Genomic DNA, 16242 nt, shown 5'->3' on the forward strand with positions numbered 1-16242 from the left:
AAGTGCGGTGAGAAATAAAAATATTTTCACTGCTCTTTTTTTACACAAAAGTTAATTTTTTGTAAAAATTCAAACCTAGATCACAGTATCAAATGAATGCTTTTGGCATAATGCGAGCATTCAAAGCGCAGAAAATTCTTCTGTATTTTATTTACCGTTACGTTGTTTGTTAGCGTATTTAAATCTTAAGGTGGTATGTATGCAGCATTCTTTACATGAATGGCTCTCCTCCAGTGCATTAGGTGGGGCAAATCAGTCTTATATTGAGGATCTTTATGAAAGTTATCTTGAGGATCCGAACAGTGTGGATGCCAGTTGGCAGGAAATTTTTAAAACGCTGCCAAAATCCACCGCACTTGAGCAACCCCATTCAACGGTGCGCGATTATTTTCGCCGTTTAGCGCGAGAAAATCATGGACAGAGCGTGACCGTGATTGATCCGGAAGCGAGCGCCAAATTAGTCAAAGTTTTACAATTCATTAACGCATACCGTTCTCGTGGTTACATTGAAGCCACACTCGACCCTCTCAATTATTATCGTTGGAAAACTTCCTCGGTGCCTGAATTAGATTATCACCAACATGGATTAACCGACGCTGATCTGGACGAAAGTTTCAATATCGACTATGCCGTTTATGGCAAAGAAAGCATGAAGCTCCGTGATTTAGCCCGCGATTTGAAAGCCACTTATTGTGGTAATATCGGGCTTGAGTTTATGCACATTCATGATATGGAACAGCGTAATTGGTTGCAAAGCAAACAAGAAAAATGGATTCAACAACCGCTTTTCACTAAAGACGAAAAAATCAATTTGCTGAAAGAATTAACGGCAGCGGATGGCTTAGAACGTTATTTAGGGGCGAAATTCCCGGGTGCGAAACGTTTTTCTTTGGAAGGAAGCGATGCGTTTATTCCGATGATGAAAGAGATCATCCGTCATGCTAGCCGTAATGGGATGGACGATGTGGTCTTGGGCATGGCGCACCGTGGTCGTTTAAATATGTTAGTCAACGTGTTTGGTAAACGCCCAAGCGACTTATTTGATGAGTTTGCCGGTAAACATGCGGAAGATAATCGCACCGGTGACGTGAAATATCACCAAGGTTTCTCCTCTGATTTTGCTGTGGATGATAAAAAAGTACATCTGACACTTGCCTTTAACCCGTCTCACTTGGAAATTGTGAGCCCGGTTGTGATTGGTTCTGTCCGCGCAAGACAAACCCGTAAACAAGACACCGAACATAATAAAGTGTTGGCGGTAACGGTGCACGGTGACTCCGCGGTTACCGGTCAAGGTATCGTGCAAGAAACCTTAAACATGTCCAATGCGCGTGGTTATAAAGTGGGCGGCACGATTCGTATTGTGATCAATAACCAAATTGGTTTTACCACCTCTAACCCGACGGACACCCGTTCTACCGAATTTTGTACCGACATCGCGAAAATGATTCAAGCGCCGATTATTCACGTGAACGGCGATGACCCAGAAGCGGTTGCTTTTGCTGCCCGTATGGCGGTGGAATATCGCGCGGTCTTTAAACGGGATATTTTCATTGATTTGATTTCCTACCGTCGTCATGGTCATAACGAAGCAGACGAGCCATTGGCGACTCAGCCGATGATGTACGGCATTATCAAAAAACATCCAACACCACCGAAGGTGTATGCCAATCGTTTAATTCAAGAAGGCGTGATTACAGAAGAAGATGCCACTGAAATTTCCAATTTATACCGTGATGCCTTGGATAACGGCGAATGTGTCGTGCCGGAATGGCGCCCTATGGATATGGCAAAAGTGGACTGGTTGCAGTATCTCAACTATGACTGGACGGCGCCGTATGAAAGTAAATTCCCGGAAGAGCGGTTTAAAACCTTAGCAAAACGTGTCTCTCACTATCCGGATTACGTGCAACCGCATCCTCGTGTTGAAAAAATCTATGCCGACCGCCAAGAAATGGGTCGAGGCGAAAAATTATTGGACTGGGGGATGGCGGAAACCATGGCGTACGCCACCTTATTGGATGAAGGCATTCATGTGCGTTTATCCGGTGAAGATGCCGGTCGTGGTACGTTCTTCCATCGTCATGCCGTCGTACATAATCAAAAAGACGGTACCGGCTATGTGCCATTAACCCAATTACACGCCAATCAAGGTCGCTTTGAAGTATGGGATTCCGTTTTAACCGAAGAAGGGGTGCTTGCCTTTGAATACGGCTATGCCACCACGGATCCGAAAACCTTAACCATTTGGGAAGCGCAGTTTGGTGATTTCGCCAACGGGGCGCAAATCGTGATTGACCAATTCATCAGCTCCGGCGAGCAAAAATGGGGTAGAATGTGTGGCTTAGTGATGTTGCTACCACACGGTTACGAAGGACAAGGCCCGGAACACTCATCTGCCCGTTTGGAGCGTTATTTGCAGCTTTGTGCAGAACAAAATATGCAAGTTTGTGTGCCTTCAACGCCGGCGCAGGTGTATCACATGTTACGTCGCCAAGCGATTCGTAAAATGCGCCGTCCGTTAATTGGTATTTCACCGAAATCCTTGTTACGTCATCCGTTAGCGGTGTCCAGTATGGATGAATTGCTTAACGGCACATTCCAAACGGTCATTGGTGAAATTGACAACCTTGATCCGAAAAATGTGAAACGTGTGGTGATGTGTGCCGGTAAAGTATATTACGATTTATTGGAGCAACGCCGTAAAAATGAACAGGATAACGTGGCTATCATTCGTATTGAGCAACTTTATCCGTTCCCGCATGACGATGTGAAAGCCGCTTTAGCACCTTATTCACATGTAACGGATTTTGTATGGTGTCAAGAAGAGCCCCTGAACCAAGGGGCTTGGTATTGCAGTAAACATAACTTTGAGGCAGTGATTCCGGACAATGCCAAATTGTCTTATGCCGGCCGCCCGGCTTCTGCTTCACCGGCGGTAGGTTATTTGTCATTGCATGCCAAACAGCAAAAACAATTGGTGGAAGATGCATTGACGCTTTAATCCGTTAAAGTGCGGTGTATTTTTCGCTTGTTTTAAAAACACCTTAAAAACGACCGCACTTTATGCTTAACAACATTGATACTTAGCTAAATGAATAGAAAAAAGGAATGAAATTATGACTATTGAAATTCTTGTCCCGGATTTGCCTGAGTCAGTTGCTGATGCAACAGTCGCCACTTGGCATAAAAAAGCAGGCGATGCGGTGAAACGCGATGAAGTAATTGTGGAAATTGAAACAGATAAAGTGGTGCTTGAAGTGCCGGCTCAAGCAGACGGCGTGATCAGTGAAATTGTACAGGATGAAGGCGCCACAGTCGTGAGCAAGCAGTTGTTGGGTAAATTGGAAGCTTCCGCAACAGCCGCTGCAGCAGCCATGGAAAAAACGGCAGAACCGACACCAGCGGATCGTCGTACCGAAGTGCCGGATGAGCCTCATACCACGGATGCGTTAAGTCCGGGAGTTCGTCGTTTATTGGCGGAACATGATATTCAAGCATCTGACGTGAAAGGCACTGGCGTGGGCGGTCGTATTACCCGCGAAGACGTCGAAGCGGTTATCGCAAAACGTGCAGCTGCGCCTAAACCGGCAGAAACGACCGTCAGCACGATGGCATATTCCGCACGCAGTGAAAAACGCGTGCCGATGACCCGTTTACGTAAACGAATTGCCGAACGTTTGTTGGAAGCCAAAAATAATACAGCGATGTTAACCACATTCAATGAAGTGGATATGCAACCGATCATGAATTTGCGTAAACAATACGGCGAAAAATTTGAAAAACAACACGGCGTACGTTTAGGTTTTATGTCTTTCTACATCAAAGCGGTGGTAGAAGCCTTAAAACGTTATCCGGAAGTGAATGCCTCCATTGACGGTGACGATGTGGTTTATCACAATTATTTTGACGTGAGCATAGCGGTTTCCACGCCACGTGGTTTGGTGACCCCGGTATTGCGTGATTGCGACAACCTTTCTATGGCAGACATTGAAAAATCGATTAAAGCCTTAGCGGAAAAAGGACGTGATGGTAAGTTGACTGTGGAAGATTTAACCGGCGGTAACTTTACGATTACTAACGGTGGTGTGTTTGGTTCTTTGATGTCCACTCCAATTATCAACCCACCGCAAAGCGCGATTTTGGGTATGCACGCCATTAAAGAGCGTCCGGTTGCTGTGGATGGTCAAGTGGTGATTCGTCCAATGATGTATTTGGCATTAAGTTATGACCACCGTTTAATTGATGGCCGTGAGTCTGTCGGTTTCTTGGTCACCGTGAAAGAATTGTTGGAAGACCCAACAAGATTATTGCTAGAAATCTAAAGAAAGAAGAACCGCGTGTGCGTAAGGCAGGCGGTTCTTTGTTTCAACAGACAATAAAAATTAGGGCATTTAACAGAGGATTTTCTATGAATCTACATGAATATCAAAGTAAGCAAGTTTTTGCCGAATACAAATTGCCGGTGGGCAAAGGCATTGCCTGTAAAACCGCAGATGAAGCGGCAGAGGCGATTAAACAGTTAGACGGTGATGCTTGGGTGGCGAAATGTCAAGTGCATGCCGGTGGACGCGGTAAAGCGGGTGGCGTGAAACTTGTACGCAACGAAGCGGAAGTCAGAGAGTTTGCGAATAAATGGTTAGGGCAACGTTTGGTCACTTTCCAAACGGATGCCAATGGTCAGCCGGTAAACACGATTTATGTAGAAGAAGGCTCACAAATTGAACGTGAATTGTATCTAGGCGCGGTACTCGATCGTGCTTCTCAACGTGTGGTGTTCATGGTGTCCACTGAGGGTGGGATGAATATCGAAGAAGTCGCGGCAAAAACACCGCACTTATTACACAAAATGGCGATTGATCCGCTTACCGGTGGTATGCCATATCAAGGGCGTGAGCTGGCGTTTAAATTAGGTTTAAAAGGCGATCAAGTGAAACAATTTGCTCATATTTTTACCCAAATGGCAAAAATGTTCGTAGAAAGAGATTTGTCTCTATTAGAAGTGAACCCACTGGTGGTTACAAAAGAGGGGAACCTCCTTTGTTTAGATGCCAAAATCGTGGTGGATGGCAATGCGCTATATCGTCAACCGGCTTTAGCCGCAATGCAAGATCCAAGCCAAGAAGACCCGCGCGAAGCCTTAGCGGAAAGTTTCCAACTTAACTATGTGGCATTAGACGGCAATATCGGTTGCATGGTGAACGGCGCAGGGCTTGCCATGGGTACTATGGATATTGTGAAGTTACACGGCGGTCAACCGGCGAACTTCTTGGACGTGGGCGGCGGTGCAACCAAAGAACGCGTTGCAGAAGCGTTTAAAATTATTCTTTCCGATAAAAATGTAAAAGCGGTACTCGTCAATATTTTTGGTGGCATTGTACGCTGCGATCTGATTGCTGAAGGGATTGTGGCGGCTGTGAACGAAGTGGGTGTCAACGTGCCGGTGGTGGTGCGTTTAGAAGGTAATAATGCCCCGTTAGGCCGTGAAATTTTAGCGAAGAGCGGTTTGAATATTATTGCTGCCCAAACGTTGACTGATGCGGCGGTAGAATCGGTGAAAGCGGCAAAGGCTAACGCATAAGGAGCAATAGTATGTCAATTTTAATTAATAAAGATACGAAAGTAATTTGCCAAGGTTTCACCGGCGGTCAAGGTACATTCCACTCCGAACAAGCATTAGCTTATGGCACTAAACTGGTGGGAGGCGTTTCACCAAATAAAGGTGGCACGACCCATTTAGGATTGCCTGTGTTTGACACCGTACGCGATGCAGTCGAGGCAACCGGTGCCACAGCAACGGTGATTTATGTGCCGGCGCCGGGCTGTAAAGATGCGATTTTAGAGGCGATTGATGCTGGGATTAAATTGATTATTTGTATCACCGAAGGCATCCCAACCTTGGATATGCTGGTGGTGAAACAACGTTTGAACCAAACAGGTGTGCGCATGATTGGGCCAAACTGTCCGGGCGTGATTACACCGGAAGAATGCAAAATCGGTATCATGCCGGGCAACATTCATAAAAAAGGGAAAATCGGTATTGTTTCTCGCTCAGGTACGTTGACCTATGAAGCCGTGAAACAAACCACGGACGAAGGTTTTGGTCAATCGACTTGCGTGGGTATCGGCGGCGATCCAATCCCAGGCTCCAACTTTGTGGATATTTTGAAATTATTCCAAGAAGATCCGCAAACGGAAGCGATTGTCATGATCGGCGAAATTGGCGGTTCCGCGGAGGAAGAAGCGGCAGCGTTCATTAAAGAACATGTGACCAAACCGGTGGTGAGCTACATTGCCGGCGTGACAGCGCCGAAAGGCAAACGCATGGGGCATGCCGGTGCCATTATCAGTGGCGGAAAAGGGACTGCTGATGAAAAATTTGCGGCACTGGAAGCTGCCGGTGTGAAAACCGTGAGAAGTTTGGCAGAAATCGGTTCAGCGTTAAGAGAAATGTTGAATAAATAATTGCCTTGAATGAAAAAAGTGCGGTTGGTTTTAAAAACGTTTTTAAAATCGACCGCACTTTTTCTTTTTATTATTTCCGTTTATTGAAACGCATGTTGATGTTCAATTAATTGCGCTTTGGTTAAGGCGAATACACCCACACCGCCATTGGCGAGTTCAAGCCAGTTGAACGGCACTTGTGGGAATTGTTCTATTAAATGCACCATGCTGTTACCCACTTCACACACCAATACGCCATCATCCGCTAAGTAATTTGGTGCTAGGCGCAGGATTTCTTTGGTGATAGTTAACCCATCATTGCCGGAGCCGAGAGCCATTTCCGGTTCGTAGTGAAATTCCTCCGGCATATCGGAGAGATCTTCTAGATCTACATAAGGAGGGTTAGTGACAATGAGATCATACTGTTCTTCCAATAAACGGGAGAATAAATCCGACTGAATCGGGAAGACGCGGTGAGTTAATTTGTGGCGTTCAATGTTGATTTCGGCAACATTTAATGCATCAAAAGAGAGATCAACCGCATCCACATCGGCTTCAGGGAAGCGCTCCGCACAGGCGATCGCAATACAGCCGCTGCCGGTACACATATCTAAAATACGTTGCGGTTCACGTGTTAATAAGCCGGCGAATCCTTGTTCAATCAAGGCACTGATGGGAGAGCGAGGAACAATCACGCGTTCATCCACATAAAACTCTAAGCCGCAGAACCAAGCACGGTGAATTAAGTAAGCAACAGGAATGCGTTTTTCAATGCGGATGATGACCAAACGGATGATTTCAAGCTTTTCTGCCGTAGTGAGACGGGTGTCATACAATTCACTTGGGAAATCAGCTGGGAGGTGCAAGGTAGCTAAGACCAATTGTTGTGCTTCATCCCAAGCATTGTCATAGCCGTGTCCGTAGTAAATGTCGGCACGATTGAAGGTGCTGTAGCACCAACGTAGGAAATCTTTGATCGTGTGCAGTTCTTCTTGCACGTTGGCGGAATAAATATCGTCAATAAGTTCCTGATTAAAGGTAATTTGGTTCATGATTTGCTCGTATCAATGTTAAAATTACGCGTAGTTATACCATATTTGAGATAGGAAACGAAATGTTAGATGAGGAAGCAATTTCCCTGTTTCGTGCTGAAATGAGAGGCGTGAAACCGTTAAAACAGGATACTTTTGTGGCTGCTAGGTCCCATAAAAAGAAAACGCAATCCACGATAAAGGAACAGCGTGAACAACAAGACACGTTATTTTATTTTTCTGATGAATATGAGCCGTTGTTAAATGAGGAAAGTGCGGTCAAATATTTGCGTGAAAATGAAGATTCTCATTTGCTGAAACAATTACGGCGTGGAGATTTTTCACCGGAGATTTTTTTGGATTTGCATGGCTTAACGCGTGAACAGGCAAAATTAGAGCTGGCGGCATTAATTCAAACCTGCGAGAAAGAACATCTTTATTGTGCCAGTGTGATGACAGGTTATGGCACTTATACGTTAAAACGCCAAATTCCCCGTTGGTTAGTGCAGCATCCGAAAGTACGAGCATTGCACCAAGCCCCAAAGGAATGGGGCGGTGAAGCAGCCATTTTGATCCTGATTGATGTTTAACAACATTTATGAACGGCATGGTAAAGCGGCGGTAAAATTTGGTTGATCATGCTAAGTTGCTGCATTGGAATGTGTCCTTGCAGCTGTGCCGCTTTATGATTTTTTTCTAAATGGCTTTGTGCCTGTTTTAAACTCACTTCAATGTTATTTTGTAATTTCTCGAAAACCATCGGTGTAAGCTGTTCAATATGCTCTAAAATGTAAATAATTTTCTTCGCTGCCGGATAAAATTCCGCCAAGAAAAAAGTGCTTTGTTGCATTTGTTTCATTTTACTGCGGTAAGCTCCTAGCGTAGAAATGTAACTCAGTAGAGAATAGTTAATTTTTAAAAGCTCGAATCCAGCCTGTAAATATGCCTGATATTTTTTCGGCTCATGGTTCATATTGGAAATGGTGGCGCTTAATGCCGAAGCATATTCATGGGCATAGCGACGGGCAATGCGGTATTTCAAGTTATCGCCTTTGCCAAACTGTAATTGACTGATGATATACAACAAATATTTCGCATCGCTTTTGATTGCCTGACGGCTGACTTTATCCAACTGCAAATACTTCCAATCCGGCCATAAGTAAGACACGGCAAACCAAGAAATGGTCGCGCCGATCAGGGTGTCAATGACGCGAGAATAAAGCGCTTGTTCCACATTAAAGCCCATCACATCAAAGCTGAAAATCACCTGTAAGGTAATGAAGAAGGTGGAAAAGCTGTAATTATTGGTACGGAAAAAGAAAAACAGGGTGCTAGTGAGAACGATTAAGCCTAATTGTAATTCCAGTGTCGGATTCGCATAAGGCAGAAGCGAGGCGATAATCACACCGAGAATGGTGCCGACAATTCGCTGTTTTAGACGCAGTTTGGTGGCCGTGTAATTAGGCTGACAAACAAAAACAGCGGTTAATAAAACCCAATAAGCCCGATCTAACGGCAAAAACTCGCCGATAGTACAGCAAATAAACACCACAATCGACAAACGTACCGCATGGCGAAAGAGTTGCGAATTGAAATTAAAGTGGCTACGCAGGGCAAGTAGGATATTGTTTAAACCGGTAATTTGCTCCGTATAAATTTGAGCCGTATCGGTTTGTTCCAACTCATTCACTTCTTGATCAATATGGCGTAATTGATAGTCAACGCTTTTTAAATTATCCAGTAAGGTTTGGAGATTGATAAGATTTTCGGTTTCTTCAATATGGCCATTACTATAAAGCTCGAACGATTGATTTAGCCCGTTAATGGCTTTTTCTAAACGCAGGTCATAACGGTAGGTTTTATTTTGTTGCAAACTTAGCGCAATATCACGGCAAGCTTGGGCTTGGAGTTCCAGTAAGCGTTGAATACGAAAAATTAAATCAGTATTTTTTAAGTGTTCCGCAAGGGTTTGGTAGTCAAAATGATTGGAACTAATGCGCTCATGAATATCTTGCGCAGAAAAATAATAACGAATCATTTTAGTTGTGCGGCTGTGGCGGTGTTGTCCTCGGATACGATAAAACAGCGCCGTTCTCGTCTCATTAAACGCACTTATCAGTTCACTATTTTTCATTGCCATGGCGATATGCTTATTTTCAATTTGCTCAATATCGTCAGGATCAAAAAAAGTGGCTTTCGCATCAAGGTAATTGGCAAGCGCTAGAAAGGATCTGGCAACACTTTCCTGCACAGGGCGATTCGGAAAAAATAAATGCACGCATAATGTGGTGATACTGTAAAGCAAGGTGCCGCAAAGAATCATCAGAGGGTTCATATACCACACGGTTTCCGGCAAATAAGTCAGTGTGGTGTATAGCGCCACAACCAACGTACCGAACGCGATGGTGCTATAACGTTGTCCGATTGCCCCAATCATGGTGAAAACAAAGGTCATCGCCGTCATCAACACCATAAATTGGAAATTATGGTTGATGCTCAGTTGCACACTGATCGTAGAAACAGAAAATGCGAGCAGCGTATAAAGCACATTCTTGATTCGGCCGGTTAATCGGTTATCTAAATCCACCAAACCGCCGGCAATAATGCCTAATACCAACGGCATACTTTGCTCGGAAATATCAAAATACCAAATGGCAATCACCGCCAAATTGACGGCAATAAAAATCGGAATGGAGGCAATCACTTTTGCATTAAACCAGTGATTCATGCGAAATCCTTAAGACTACTTATAAAAACGATCGTATTGCGTTGCGTGTTGTTGACGAATTAAATCCACCATTGCTTTAGGAACAACCCGTTGCCCCACCGGAAATAACGCAATTCTGGCGATATGGAAATTTGCCAAGCCGGTTGGGATACCGATGATAGTTAGACATTGAGAAATGCCACAAAAAACATGAGCAAGAAACAACCACCAACCGAAAAGGATAAACCAGACGACATTGAGCACTGATCCGAGGGAATTTCCCACCGCACTTTTAGGTTCCAAATACTTCACATGAATTAAATCGTTGCCGAAGGGAACCAATGACATTTTACAAATTTCCCAACAGCTACGCGTATAAGGCAATGTGACGATCAATACGGCACTCATGAGGGTGGCGAATAACCACCCTAACGTTGTTACGAAGCCACCAAGGACAAAATTGAGAATATTAAGAATCAAGCTCCAATTCATAGCAATGTCTATTTTAAGCGTTCGTTTAAATAACCTTGATAGTCCGGAATACGAATATCGCAGGTATCATTAAAAAATGGCGAAGAAATCAGAAAATCGGCACTTGCCATATTCATAGCAACCGGAATATTCCAAACGGTGGCAATGCGCATTAACGCTTTGACATCCGGATCATGTGGCACAGCATTCATCGGATCCCAAAAGAAAATCATTAAATCAATTTTATTTTCAGCAATTAAGCCACCGAGTTGTTGATCGCCGCCCATAGGGCCACTGAGTAAGCTATTCACAATTAAACCGGTTTCACGATGAATGAGACTCCCTGTGGTGCCGGTGCCATACAGGGTATGATGGGCTAATAAAGTGCGGTGGGTTTTACACCAGTTTATCAAATCCGCTTTACAGTGGTCATGCGCCACTAAGGCAATGTGTTTATTCGCCGACAATGTGCGATAGGTCGTTTGCATAAGTGCTCCTAAAATAAAAAGTGAGCGAACAAGCTCACTTTTCGGACATCAATGAATGAGAAGAAATCACCGATTATTTTTGTTTTTTCGCCCAATCAATAAAACGTGCTTGGGTTTCTTTATCGGCTTGTTGATACCAATATTGCAACATTTGCTCTGCCACATTTTCACCTTGTAATGTCACCTTGCCTTTGTTGACTTTACCGGTTGCAGCAGGACCGCCAACGACTACCGCTGTTGCAGCTGAGGTGGTGATTGTTGCTAAAGAAGGTAAAGAGGCCGGTGCGCCAGACGCGTTGTATTCGTTTAAGTCTTTGATAAGGTTCATGCCCGGGAATAAACCTTCTTGTTTTAAATATTCTTGTTTATTTTCTACGTTGTTACCGGATTGGGTTTTTACGGTAATGACAGGAGATTGTTTGAAGTTACTTACATCACGTTCATTTTGTAAACGTGGGGCTGAAATTACGATATCTTCATTTGAACCTTGGAATGTCACAACAATCGGATCTGATTCGAATAAGGAGCGATCGGAACCCACTTGAGTAATTTCGGATACACGAACCACAACTTGGTGTTTTTGTGTATCGTTGATATTAAATGCGTTAGTTTCTTTCAATAAAGATTTGTTTGCTTTTTGACCGTCAATGGCTAAAAAATCAATATTAGATGAGCTGGTTACCATGCCGGCAAAGCTCGCCGTACTGGCTAAAAGTGTTGCAGTTAAGACAGCAAAACGAAATTTCATATTTACTCCTGTTTTGAAGGACATTCATTAAAATTAGATGACACTTTATGGAATAAAGCGTAGTTTGTATGCTATTCCAAATTGGGAAAAATGAAAATAGAAAATTGTATTTAAGCGCTAGTTTTTTGTTTTTATTCAATTTTAAGAGGAAATTGTATGGTCAAAAAACGTTTTTGTGTTCACGGTTATGTGCAAGGCGTTGGGTTTCGTTATTTTACGTGGAAGCAAGCGCTGAAAATCGGCGTAACGGGATTTGTACGTAACCTTGCCGACGGCACCGTGGAAGTGATCGCCGTCGGTTCGGAAAGTCAAATTGAAGCGTTAGATGCTTGGTTACAAGAGGGGCCTCGCACTGCCATCGTGGACGATGTATTTGTAGAAGATTATCTTGGCGACAAAGAATTTACGGCGTTTCAAGTGCTACACTGAAACGCAGTTTGATTTTGCTATAAATAAGTGCGGTTAAAAATACCGCCGCTTGTAACAAAATAATGCAAGAGCCTGTGGCGCCATCAATGTGGTAGCTAATAATCGTTCCGAAGATACTGGTGCTGATAGATGTTGCCAAGGCAATGACAATCATATGATCAAAGCGCTTGCTTAAAATAAACGCGGTAATACCCGGTGAAATAAGCATCGCAACGACTAAGATTACGCCTACCACTTGCATGGCACTGACGATGGTTAACGCGAGAAGAATCAGTAAACTGTAATGCAAGAGTCGAGGCGATAAGCCAACGATTTTGGCTTGCGTAGCATCAAAACAATAAAGTAAAAAATCTTTTCGACGTAAAAAAACAACCAAAAAAACGACCGCACTGATGACTAGCGTTTGCAACATTTCTGCATCGCTCACGCCAAGCAAATTACCAAATAAAATATGGGTTAAATGTTGATCCGTTTCAATTTTGCTAAACAAGACAATCCCGAGCGCAAACATCCCTGAAAAGACAATGCCCATGGCGGTATCTTCTTTAATACGACTGTTTTCTTTTAAATATCCCACACAGACAGAACAGAGCAATCCGGCGACAAAGGCACCGATGGTTAAAGGCAAACTTAACCAGAAAGCCACCACAATGCCCGGCAGAACAGCATGAGAAATTGCATCCCCCATCAACGACCAACCTTTCAACACTAAATAGCAGGAGAGCATGGCGCAAATAACGGAGACCAATAGCGCCGTGATCAACGCATTTTGCATAAAGGGATACGCGAAAGGCTCGGTGAGCCATTGATAAATAGCATTCATTGTTGCACCTCTTCTTTCGTGATTGGTTTACGCTGGCGGATTAAGCCGTATTTTGGCGAGAAAATAAAAGCCAATAGGAAAAGTGCGGTCTGAATACAAACAATAATGCCACCCGTTGCGCCATCTAAGAAATAACTGATATACACGCCAATCGCACTGGAAAGAATGCCTAGAATAACGGCGATCATGGCAAGGGTTTTAAAACGATCGGTAAGTAAATAGGCAGTAGCGCCCGGTGTGATTACCATGGCGATAACTAAAATCGCACCGACGGTTTGTAATGCGGCGACGACACATGCGCTGAGTAGCGTAAAAAACAGCACTTTGTAATAAATTGGTGTGAGTCCTACGGAAGTGGCATGAACTTCATCAAAGAAAATTAATAACAGATCCTTCCAGAAAATGAGTAATAAAATTAGACTGATGCCAATGATGATTGCCACTTGAAGAATATCTTCATCTGCAATGCCCAAGATGTTACCTAACACAATATCTTGCACATTGACAGAGGTCGGATTGAGGGAAATGATCAACAAACCAAGCGCAAAAAAAGTGGTAAAAATGAAGCCGATAACTGCATCTTCCCGCAGTTTGGTAATGGATTTCACCCATAAAATAGACACGGCGGCTAAGATACCGGAAAAGAAAGCGCCGAGTGCATAAGGCAGGGAAAGCGCATAAGCGATGGCAACACCGGGAACAACCGAGTGGGAAAGGGCATCCCCAATGAGAGACCAACCTTTTAGCATTAAATAAGCTGATAAGAAAGCACAAACGCCACCGACGGCAGAACTGAGCAAGATGGCTTTCACCATATAATCATAGGAAAAAGGTTCCAGTAAGAGCGCTAGCATTAGGGTTTTTCCTCTGATTTGCACTGTCTCACAATTGGTGCCGGAGGATCGACTTTGGTTTTACCATAAAACACCGCCGCCCGTTCATCATCGGTAAGTACGGTGACTGCGCGCGGATCTTCATCATCGTGTAGGTCTGTACCGAGCAATTTAATGTGACGCAATACGCCACCAAAGGCGAGTTCTAAGTTATGTTGGTTGAAGGTGGTTTCTGTTGAACCCGTCGCAATGACAGTGCGATTAATCATTACCACCTGATCACAGAAATCCGGTACCGCCCCCAAGTTGTGGGTAGAAACCAAAATGAGATGACCTTCGCTACGTAATTGCCCAAGTAAATCGACAATGGCATTTTCTGTTTGCACATCAACGCCGGTAAAAGGTTCATCCAGTAAAATAATCTTACTTTGTTGCGCAAGCGCACGAGCTAAAAATACGCGCTTTTTCTGTCCACCGGAAAGCTCACCAATTTGACGGTGGGCAAGGTGCTCAATGTTCACCCGTTGCATGGCTTCTTGCACTTTTTGCTTATCTGTTTCACTTGGGCGGCGTAAGAAATTCATGTAGCCGTAGCGTCCCATGAGCACCACATCATAAACAGACACCGGGAATTGCCAGTCAACTTCTTCCGACTGGGGAACATAAGAGACCAAGTTTTGTTTTAATGCCTGTTTAATTGGCAAATGACACAACGTAATATTGCCTCGTTGTGGATGAATTAATCCCATGAGACTTTTAAACAAGGTCGATTTTCCGCTACCATTGACGCCCACGAGGGCACAGGTGGTGCCTCCTTCCAAGTGAAAGGAGACATTATGGATGGCGGTATGGCCGTTGTTATAGCGGACTGTAACGTCTTCAACACAAATCGAGGCAATATTCGATGACATTATTTTTCAAATCCTTTTACGATAGTGGACACGGTGGTATTTAACAAATCGACATAAGTCGGCACCGGGCCATTTTTATTGGAAAGCGAATCTACATAAAGCACACCACCGTATTTCGCGCCACTTTCTTTTGCCACTTGTTTTGCCGGTTTCGGTGAAATGGTACTTTCACTGAAAACGACCGGAATCTTATTGGCTTTTACGGTTTCAATCACTTTGCGAACCTGTTGTGGCGTACCTTGTTGTTCTGCGTTAATCGGCCATAAATAGGCTTCTTTAAAACCATAGTCACGAGTGAGATAGCTGAAAGCGCCTTCACTGGTGACCAACCAACGTTGAGCTTCCGGCACTTGTGCTAATTTTTCGCGAAGCGGTTTATCCAACGCTTTGATTTTTTGTGCATAAAGTGCGGCGTTTTTTTCATACGTTTCTTTATTTTGTGGATCGTATTTTACCAACGCATTTTTAATGTTCTCAATATAAATCAATGCATTGGAAGGGGACATCCAGGCGTGCGGATTTGGGTTGCCGGTATAAGGACCTTCATTAATAGACATTGGCTCGATACCCTCAGTTACAACAACCGCCGGTTTATCTTTCACGTTTTGGAAGAATTTTTCAAACCAACGTTCAAGGTTTAAACCGTTCCATAATACGAGGTCGGCAGATTGGGCTTTCACGATGTCTTTTGGGGTTGGCTCATAATCGTGAATTTCTGCTCCCGGTTTGGTGATTGATTCCACGGTAGCCGCATCACCGGCGATATTTTGCGCCATATCTTGAATGATGGTGAAGGTGGTAACAACTTTAAATTTTGCATAAGCGAAGCTGCTGCCTAAACTTAGTGCAAGCACACTGATTAATGTCGCGAATAAACGCATGTTTTTCTCCTTTGAAAAGTTTTAGTAAAAAATAACAACATAAGTTGCGGGGTAAATTATATTCTTTTATTTTTTAAATGCAAATAATTATCAAATAAATTATAAGCATTTTGCTGGTTTGGGTAATCCGGCTAATTTTGTGGCTTGTTTTGCCGGACCGTCAGGAAACAAACGTTGTAAATAACGACTATTCCCTTTGTCTTCACCGAGTTTTTGTGCGGTAGCTTTCACCAGCATACGAATCGCCGGTGAGGTTTTGTATTCCTGATAAAACGCGCGTACAAAATGAATGATTTCCCAGTGAGCGTCAGTTAATTCCAAATTCTCTAATTTCGCAATGGCTTGCGCGACTTCAACATCCCAATCATCAATATTGAGTAAATAACCCGAAGCATCGGTTTCAATGTGTTTATTATTGACTTCAAGCATGATAATAACCTTAGTATTTATGAGGACGGATTATATAAAAACGCCCC

At 43.7% G+C, this 16242-nt stretch carries 16 protein-coding genes; 6 read left to right on the plus strand and 10 right to left on the minus strand.

The features are described 5' to 3' along the window. Positions 1–199 precede the first annotated feature (199 nt). The 4 genes from sucA (at position 200) to sucD (ending at position 6465) form a co-directional block, all read left to right on the plus strand. Complete coding sequence (gene sucA / locus J5A60_RS03110; protein WP_212510542.1) at positions 200–3004, plus strand: 2-oxoglutarate dehydrogenase E1 component; 2805 nt, start codon at positions 200–202, stop codon at positions 3002–3004. 115 nt (positions 3005–3119) lie between these two features. Then, positions 3120–4325 (plus strand): 2-oxoglutarate dehydrogenase complex dihydrolipoyllysine-residue succinyltransferase, encoded by a 1206-nt coding sequence (odhB, locus tag J5A60_RS03115; RefSeq protein ID WP_212510543.1) that lies wholly within the window; start codon positions 3120–3122, stop codon positions 4323–4325. An 86-nt stretch (positions 4326–4411) separates the two neighbouring features. Next, positions 4412–5581 carry an ADP-forming succinate--CoA ligase subunit beta gene (sucC, locus tag J5A60_RS03120; protein WP_212510544.1) on the plus strand — a complete coding sequence of 390 codons (1170 nt, stop codon included), beginning with the start codon at positions 4412–4414 and terminating at the stop codon, positions 5579–5581. Between the two features lie 11 nt (positions 5582–5592). Next, positions 5593–6465 carry a succinate--CoA ligase subunit alpha gene (gene sucD, locus J5A60_RS03125; protein WP_109432890.1) on the plus strand — a complete coding sequence of 291 codons (873 nt, stop codon included), beginning with the start codon at positions 5593–5595 and terminating at the stop codon, positions 6463–6465. A gap of 80 nt (positions 6466–6545) precedes the next feature. Here sucD and prmB read toward each other — a convergent pair whose 3' ends face one another. After that, positions 6546–7496 carry a 50S ribosomal protein L3 N(5)-glutamine methyltransferase gene (prmB, locus tag J5A60_RS03130; RefSeq protein ID WP_212510545.1) on the minus strand — a complete coding sequence of 317 codons (951 nt, stop codon included), beginning with the start codon at positions 7494–7496 and terminating at the stop codon, positions 6546–6548. Positions 7497–7558: 62 nt separating this feature from the next. Here prmB and smrB point away from each other — a divergent pair, with 62 nt between their 5' ends. Further along, on the plus strand, positions 7559–8065 hold the full coding sequence (smrB, locus tag J5A60_RS03135; RefSeq protein WP_212510546.1) for an endonuclease SmrB: 507 nt from the start codon (positions 7559–7561) through the stop codon (positions 8063–8065). On the opposite strand, the gene yccS is transcribed toward smrB, so the two are convergent. The 4 genes from yccS to J5A60_RS03155 all read right to left on the minus strand — a co-directional run bounded on the left by yccS (position 8062) and on the right by J5A60_RS03155 (position 11889). Then, a complete protein-coding gene (yccS, locus tag J5A60_RS03140) occupies positions 8062–10203 on the minus strand; it encodes a YccS family putative transporter (RefSeq protein WP_212510547.1) in 2142 nt (713 codons plus the stop codon). The genes smrB and yccS overlap by 4 nt on opposite strands. A gap of 15 nt (positions 10204–10218) precedes the next feature. After that, positions 10219–10674 (minus strand): YccF domain-containing protein, encoded by a 456-nt coding sequence (locus J5A60_RS03145; RefSeq protein WP_212510548.1) that lies wholly within the window; start codon positions 10672–10674, stop codon positions 10219–10221. A gap of 8 nt (positions 10675–10682) precedes the next feature. After that, the gene (gene mgsA, locus J5A60_RS03150; protein WP_021616599.1) at positions 10683–11141 is read right to left on the minus strand and encodes a methylglyoxal synthase; all 459 of its coding nucleotides are present in this window, start codon (positions 11139–11141) and stop codon (positions 10683–10685) included. 73 nt (positions 11142–11214) lie between these two features. Further along, the gene (locus tag J5A60_RS03155) at positions 11215–11889 is read right to left on the minus strand and encodes a DUF2057 domain-containing protein (protein WP_212510549.1); all 675 of its coding nucleotides are present in this window, start codon (positions 11887–11889) and stop codon (positions 11215–11217) included. Positions 11890–12045: 156 nt separating this feature from the next. On the opposite strand from J5A60_RS03155, the gene J5A60_RS03160 reads away from it, so the two are divergent. Next, positions 12046–12318, plus strand: coding sequence for an acylphosphatase (locus tag J5A60_RS03160; protein WP_109432895.1), 273 nt, complete (start codon positions 12046–12048; stop codon positions 12316–12318). On the opposite strand, the gene J5A60_RS03165 is transcribed toward J5A60_RS03160, so the two are convergent. The 5 genes from J5A60_RS03165 to J5A60_RS03185 form a co-directional block, all read right to left on the minus strand. Continuing rightward, positions 12293–13141, minus strand: coding sequence for a metal ABC transporter permease (locus J5A60_RS03165; RefSeq protein WP_212510550.1), 849 nt, complete (start codon positions 13139–13141; stop codon positions 12293–12295). The genes J5A60_RS03160 and J5A60_RS03165 overlap by 26 nt on opposite strands. Further along, positions 13138–13995 carry a metal ABC transporter permease gene (locus J5A60_RS03170; RefSeq protein WP_109859061.1) on the minus strand — a complete coding sequence of 286 codons (858 nt, stop codon included), beginning with the start codon at positions 13993–13995 and terminating at the stop codon, positions 13138–13140. The genes J5A60_RS03165 and J5A60_RS03170 overlap by 4 nt, the downstream gene beginning before the upstream one ends. Beyond that, a complete protein-coding gene (gene afeB, locus J5A60_RS03175; RefSeq protein ID WP_212510551.1) occupies positions 13995–14885 on the minus strand; it encodes an ironABC transporter ATP-binding protein AfeB in 891 nt (296 codons plus the stop codon). Before afeB ends, J5A60_RS03170 begins: the two co-directional genes overlap by 1 nt. Further along, complete coding sequence (afeA, locus tag J5A60_RS03180; RefSeq protein WP_021616593.1) at positions 14885–15766, minus strand: iron ABC transporter substrate-binding protein AfeA; 882 nt, start codon at positions 15764–15766, stop codon at positions 14885–14887. The genes afeB and afeA overlap by 1 nt, the downstream gene beginning before the upstream one ends. Before the next feature lie 99 nt (positions 15767–15865). Then, positions 15866–16195 carry a TusE/DsrC/DsvC family sulfur relay protein gene (locus tag J5A60_RS03185; RefSeq protein WP_109859058.1) on the minus strand — a complete coding sequence of 110 codons (330 nt, stop codon included), beginning with the start codon at positions 16193–16195 and terminating at the stop codon, positions 15866–15868. Between the last annotated feature and the right edge of the window lie 47 nt (positions 16196–16242).

The organism is Aggregatibacter sp. oral taxon 513 (genome assembly GCF_018128305.1).
GTDB classification, from domain to species: domain Bacteria; phylum Pseudomonadota; class Gammaproteobacteria; order Enterobacterales; family Pasteurellaceae; genus Aggregatibacter; species Aggregatibacter segnis_A.

Coding starts and splice junctions, on each gene's coding strand:
- odhB (WP_212510543.1), top strand. CDS start 3,120: ATGACTATTGAAATTCTTGTCCCGGATTTGCCTGAGTCAGTTGCTGAT.
- afeB (WP_212510551.1), bottom strand. CDS start 14,885: ATGTCATCGAATATTGCCTCGATTTGTGTTGAAGACGTTACAGTCCGC.
- J5A60_RS03145 (WP_212510548.1), bottom strand. CDS start 10,674: ATGAATTGGAGCTTGATTCTTAATATTCTCAATTTTGTCCTTGGTGGC.
- sucC (WP_212510544.1), top strand. CDS start 4,412: ATGAATCTACATGAATATCAAAGTAAGCAAGTTTTTGCCGAATACAAA.
- prmB (WP_212510545.1), bottom strand. CDS start 7,496: ATGAACCAAATTACCTTTAATCAGGAACTTATTGACGATATTTATTCC.
- J5A60_RS03185 (WP_109859058.1), bottom strand. CDS start 16,195: ATGCTTGAAGTCAATAATAAACACATTGAAACCGATGCTTCGGGTTAT.
- J5A60_RS03165 (WP_212510550.1), bottom strand. CDS start 13,141: ATGAATGCTATTTATCAATGGCTCACCGAGCCTTTCGCGTATCCCTTT.
- mgsA (WP_021616599.1), bottom strand. CDS start 11,141: ATGCAAACGACCTATCGCACATTGTCGGCGAATAAACACATTGCCTTA.
- J5A60_RS03170 (WP_109859061.1), bottom strand. CDS start 13,995: ATGCTAGCGCTCTTACTGGAACCTTTTTCCTATGATTATATGGTGAAA.
- yccS (WP_212510547.1), bottom strand. CDS start 10,203: ATGAATCACTGGTTTAATGCAAAAGTGATTGCCTCCATTCCGATTTTT.
- sucD (WP_109432890.1), top strand. CDS start 5,593: ATGTCAATTTTAATTAATAAAGATACGAAAGTAATTTGCCAAGGTTTC.
- smrB (WP_212510546.1), top strand. CDS start 7,559: ATGTTAGATGAGGAAGCAATTTCCCTGTTTCGTGCTGAAATGAGAGGC.
- J5A60_RS03160 (WP_109432895.1), top strand. CDS start 12,046: ATGGTCAAAAAACGTTTTTGTGTTCACGGTTATGTGCAAGGCGTTGGG.
- sucA (WP_212510542.1), top strand. CDS start 200: ATGCAGCATTCTTTACATGAATGGCTCTCCTCCAGTGCATTAGGTGGG.
- afeA (WP_021616593.1), bottom strand. CDS start 15,766: ATGCGTTTATTCGCGACATTAATCAGTGTGCTTGCACTAAGTTTAGGC.
- J5A60_RS03155 (WP_212510549.1), bottom strand. CDS start 11,889: ATGAAATTTCGTTTTGCTGTCTTAACTGCAACACTTTTAGCCAGTACG.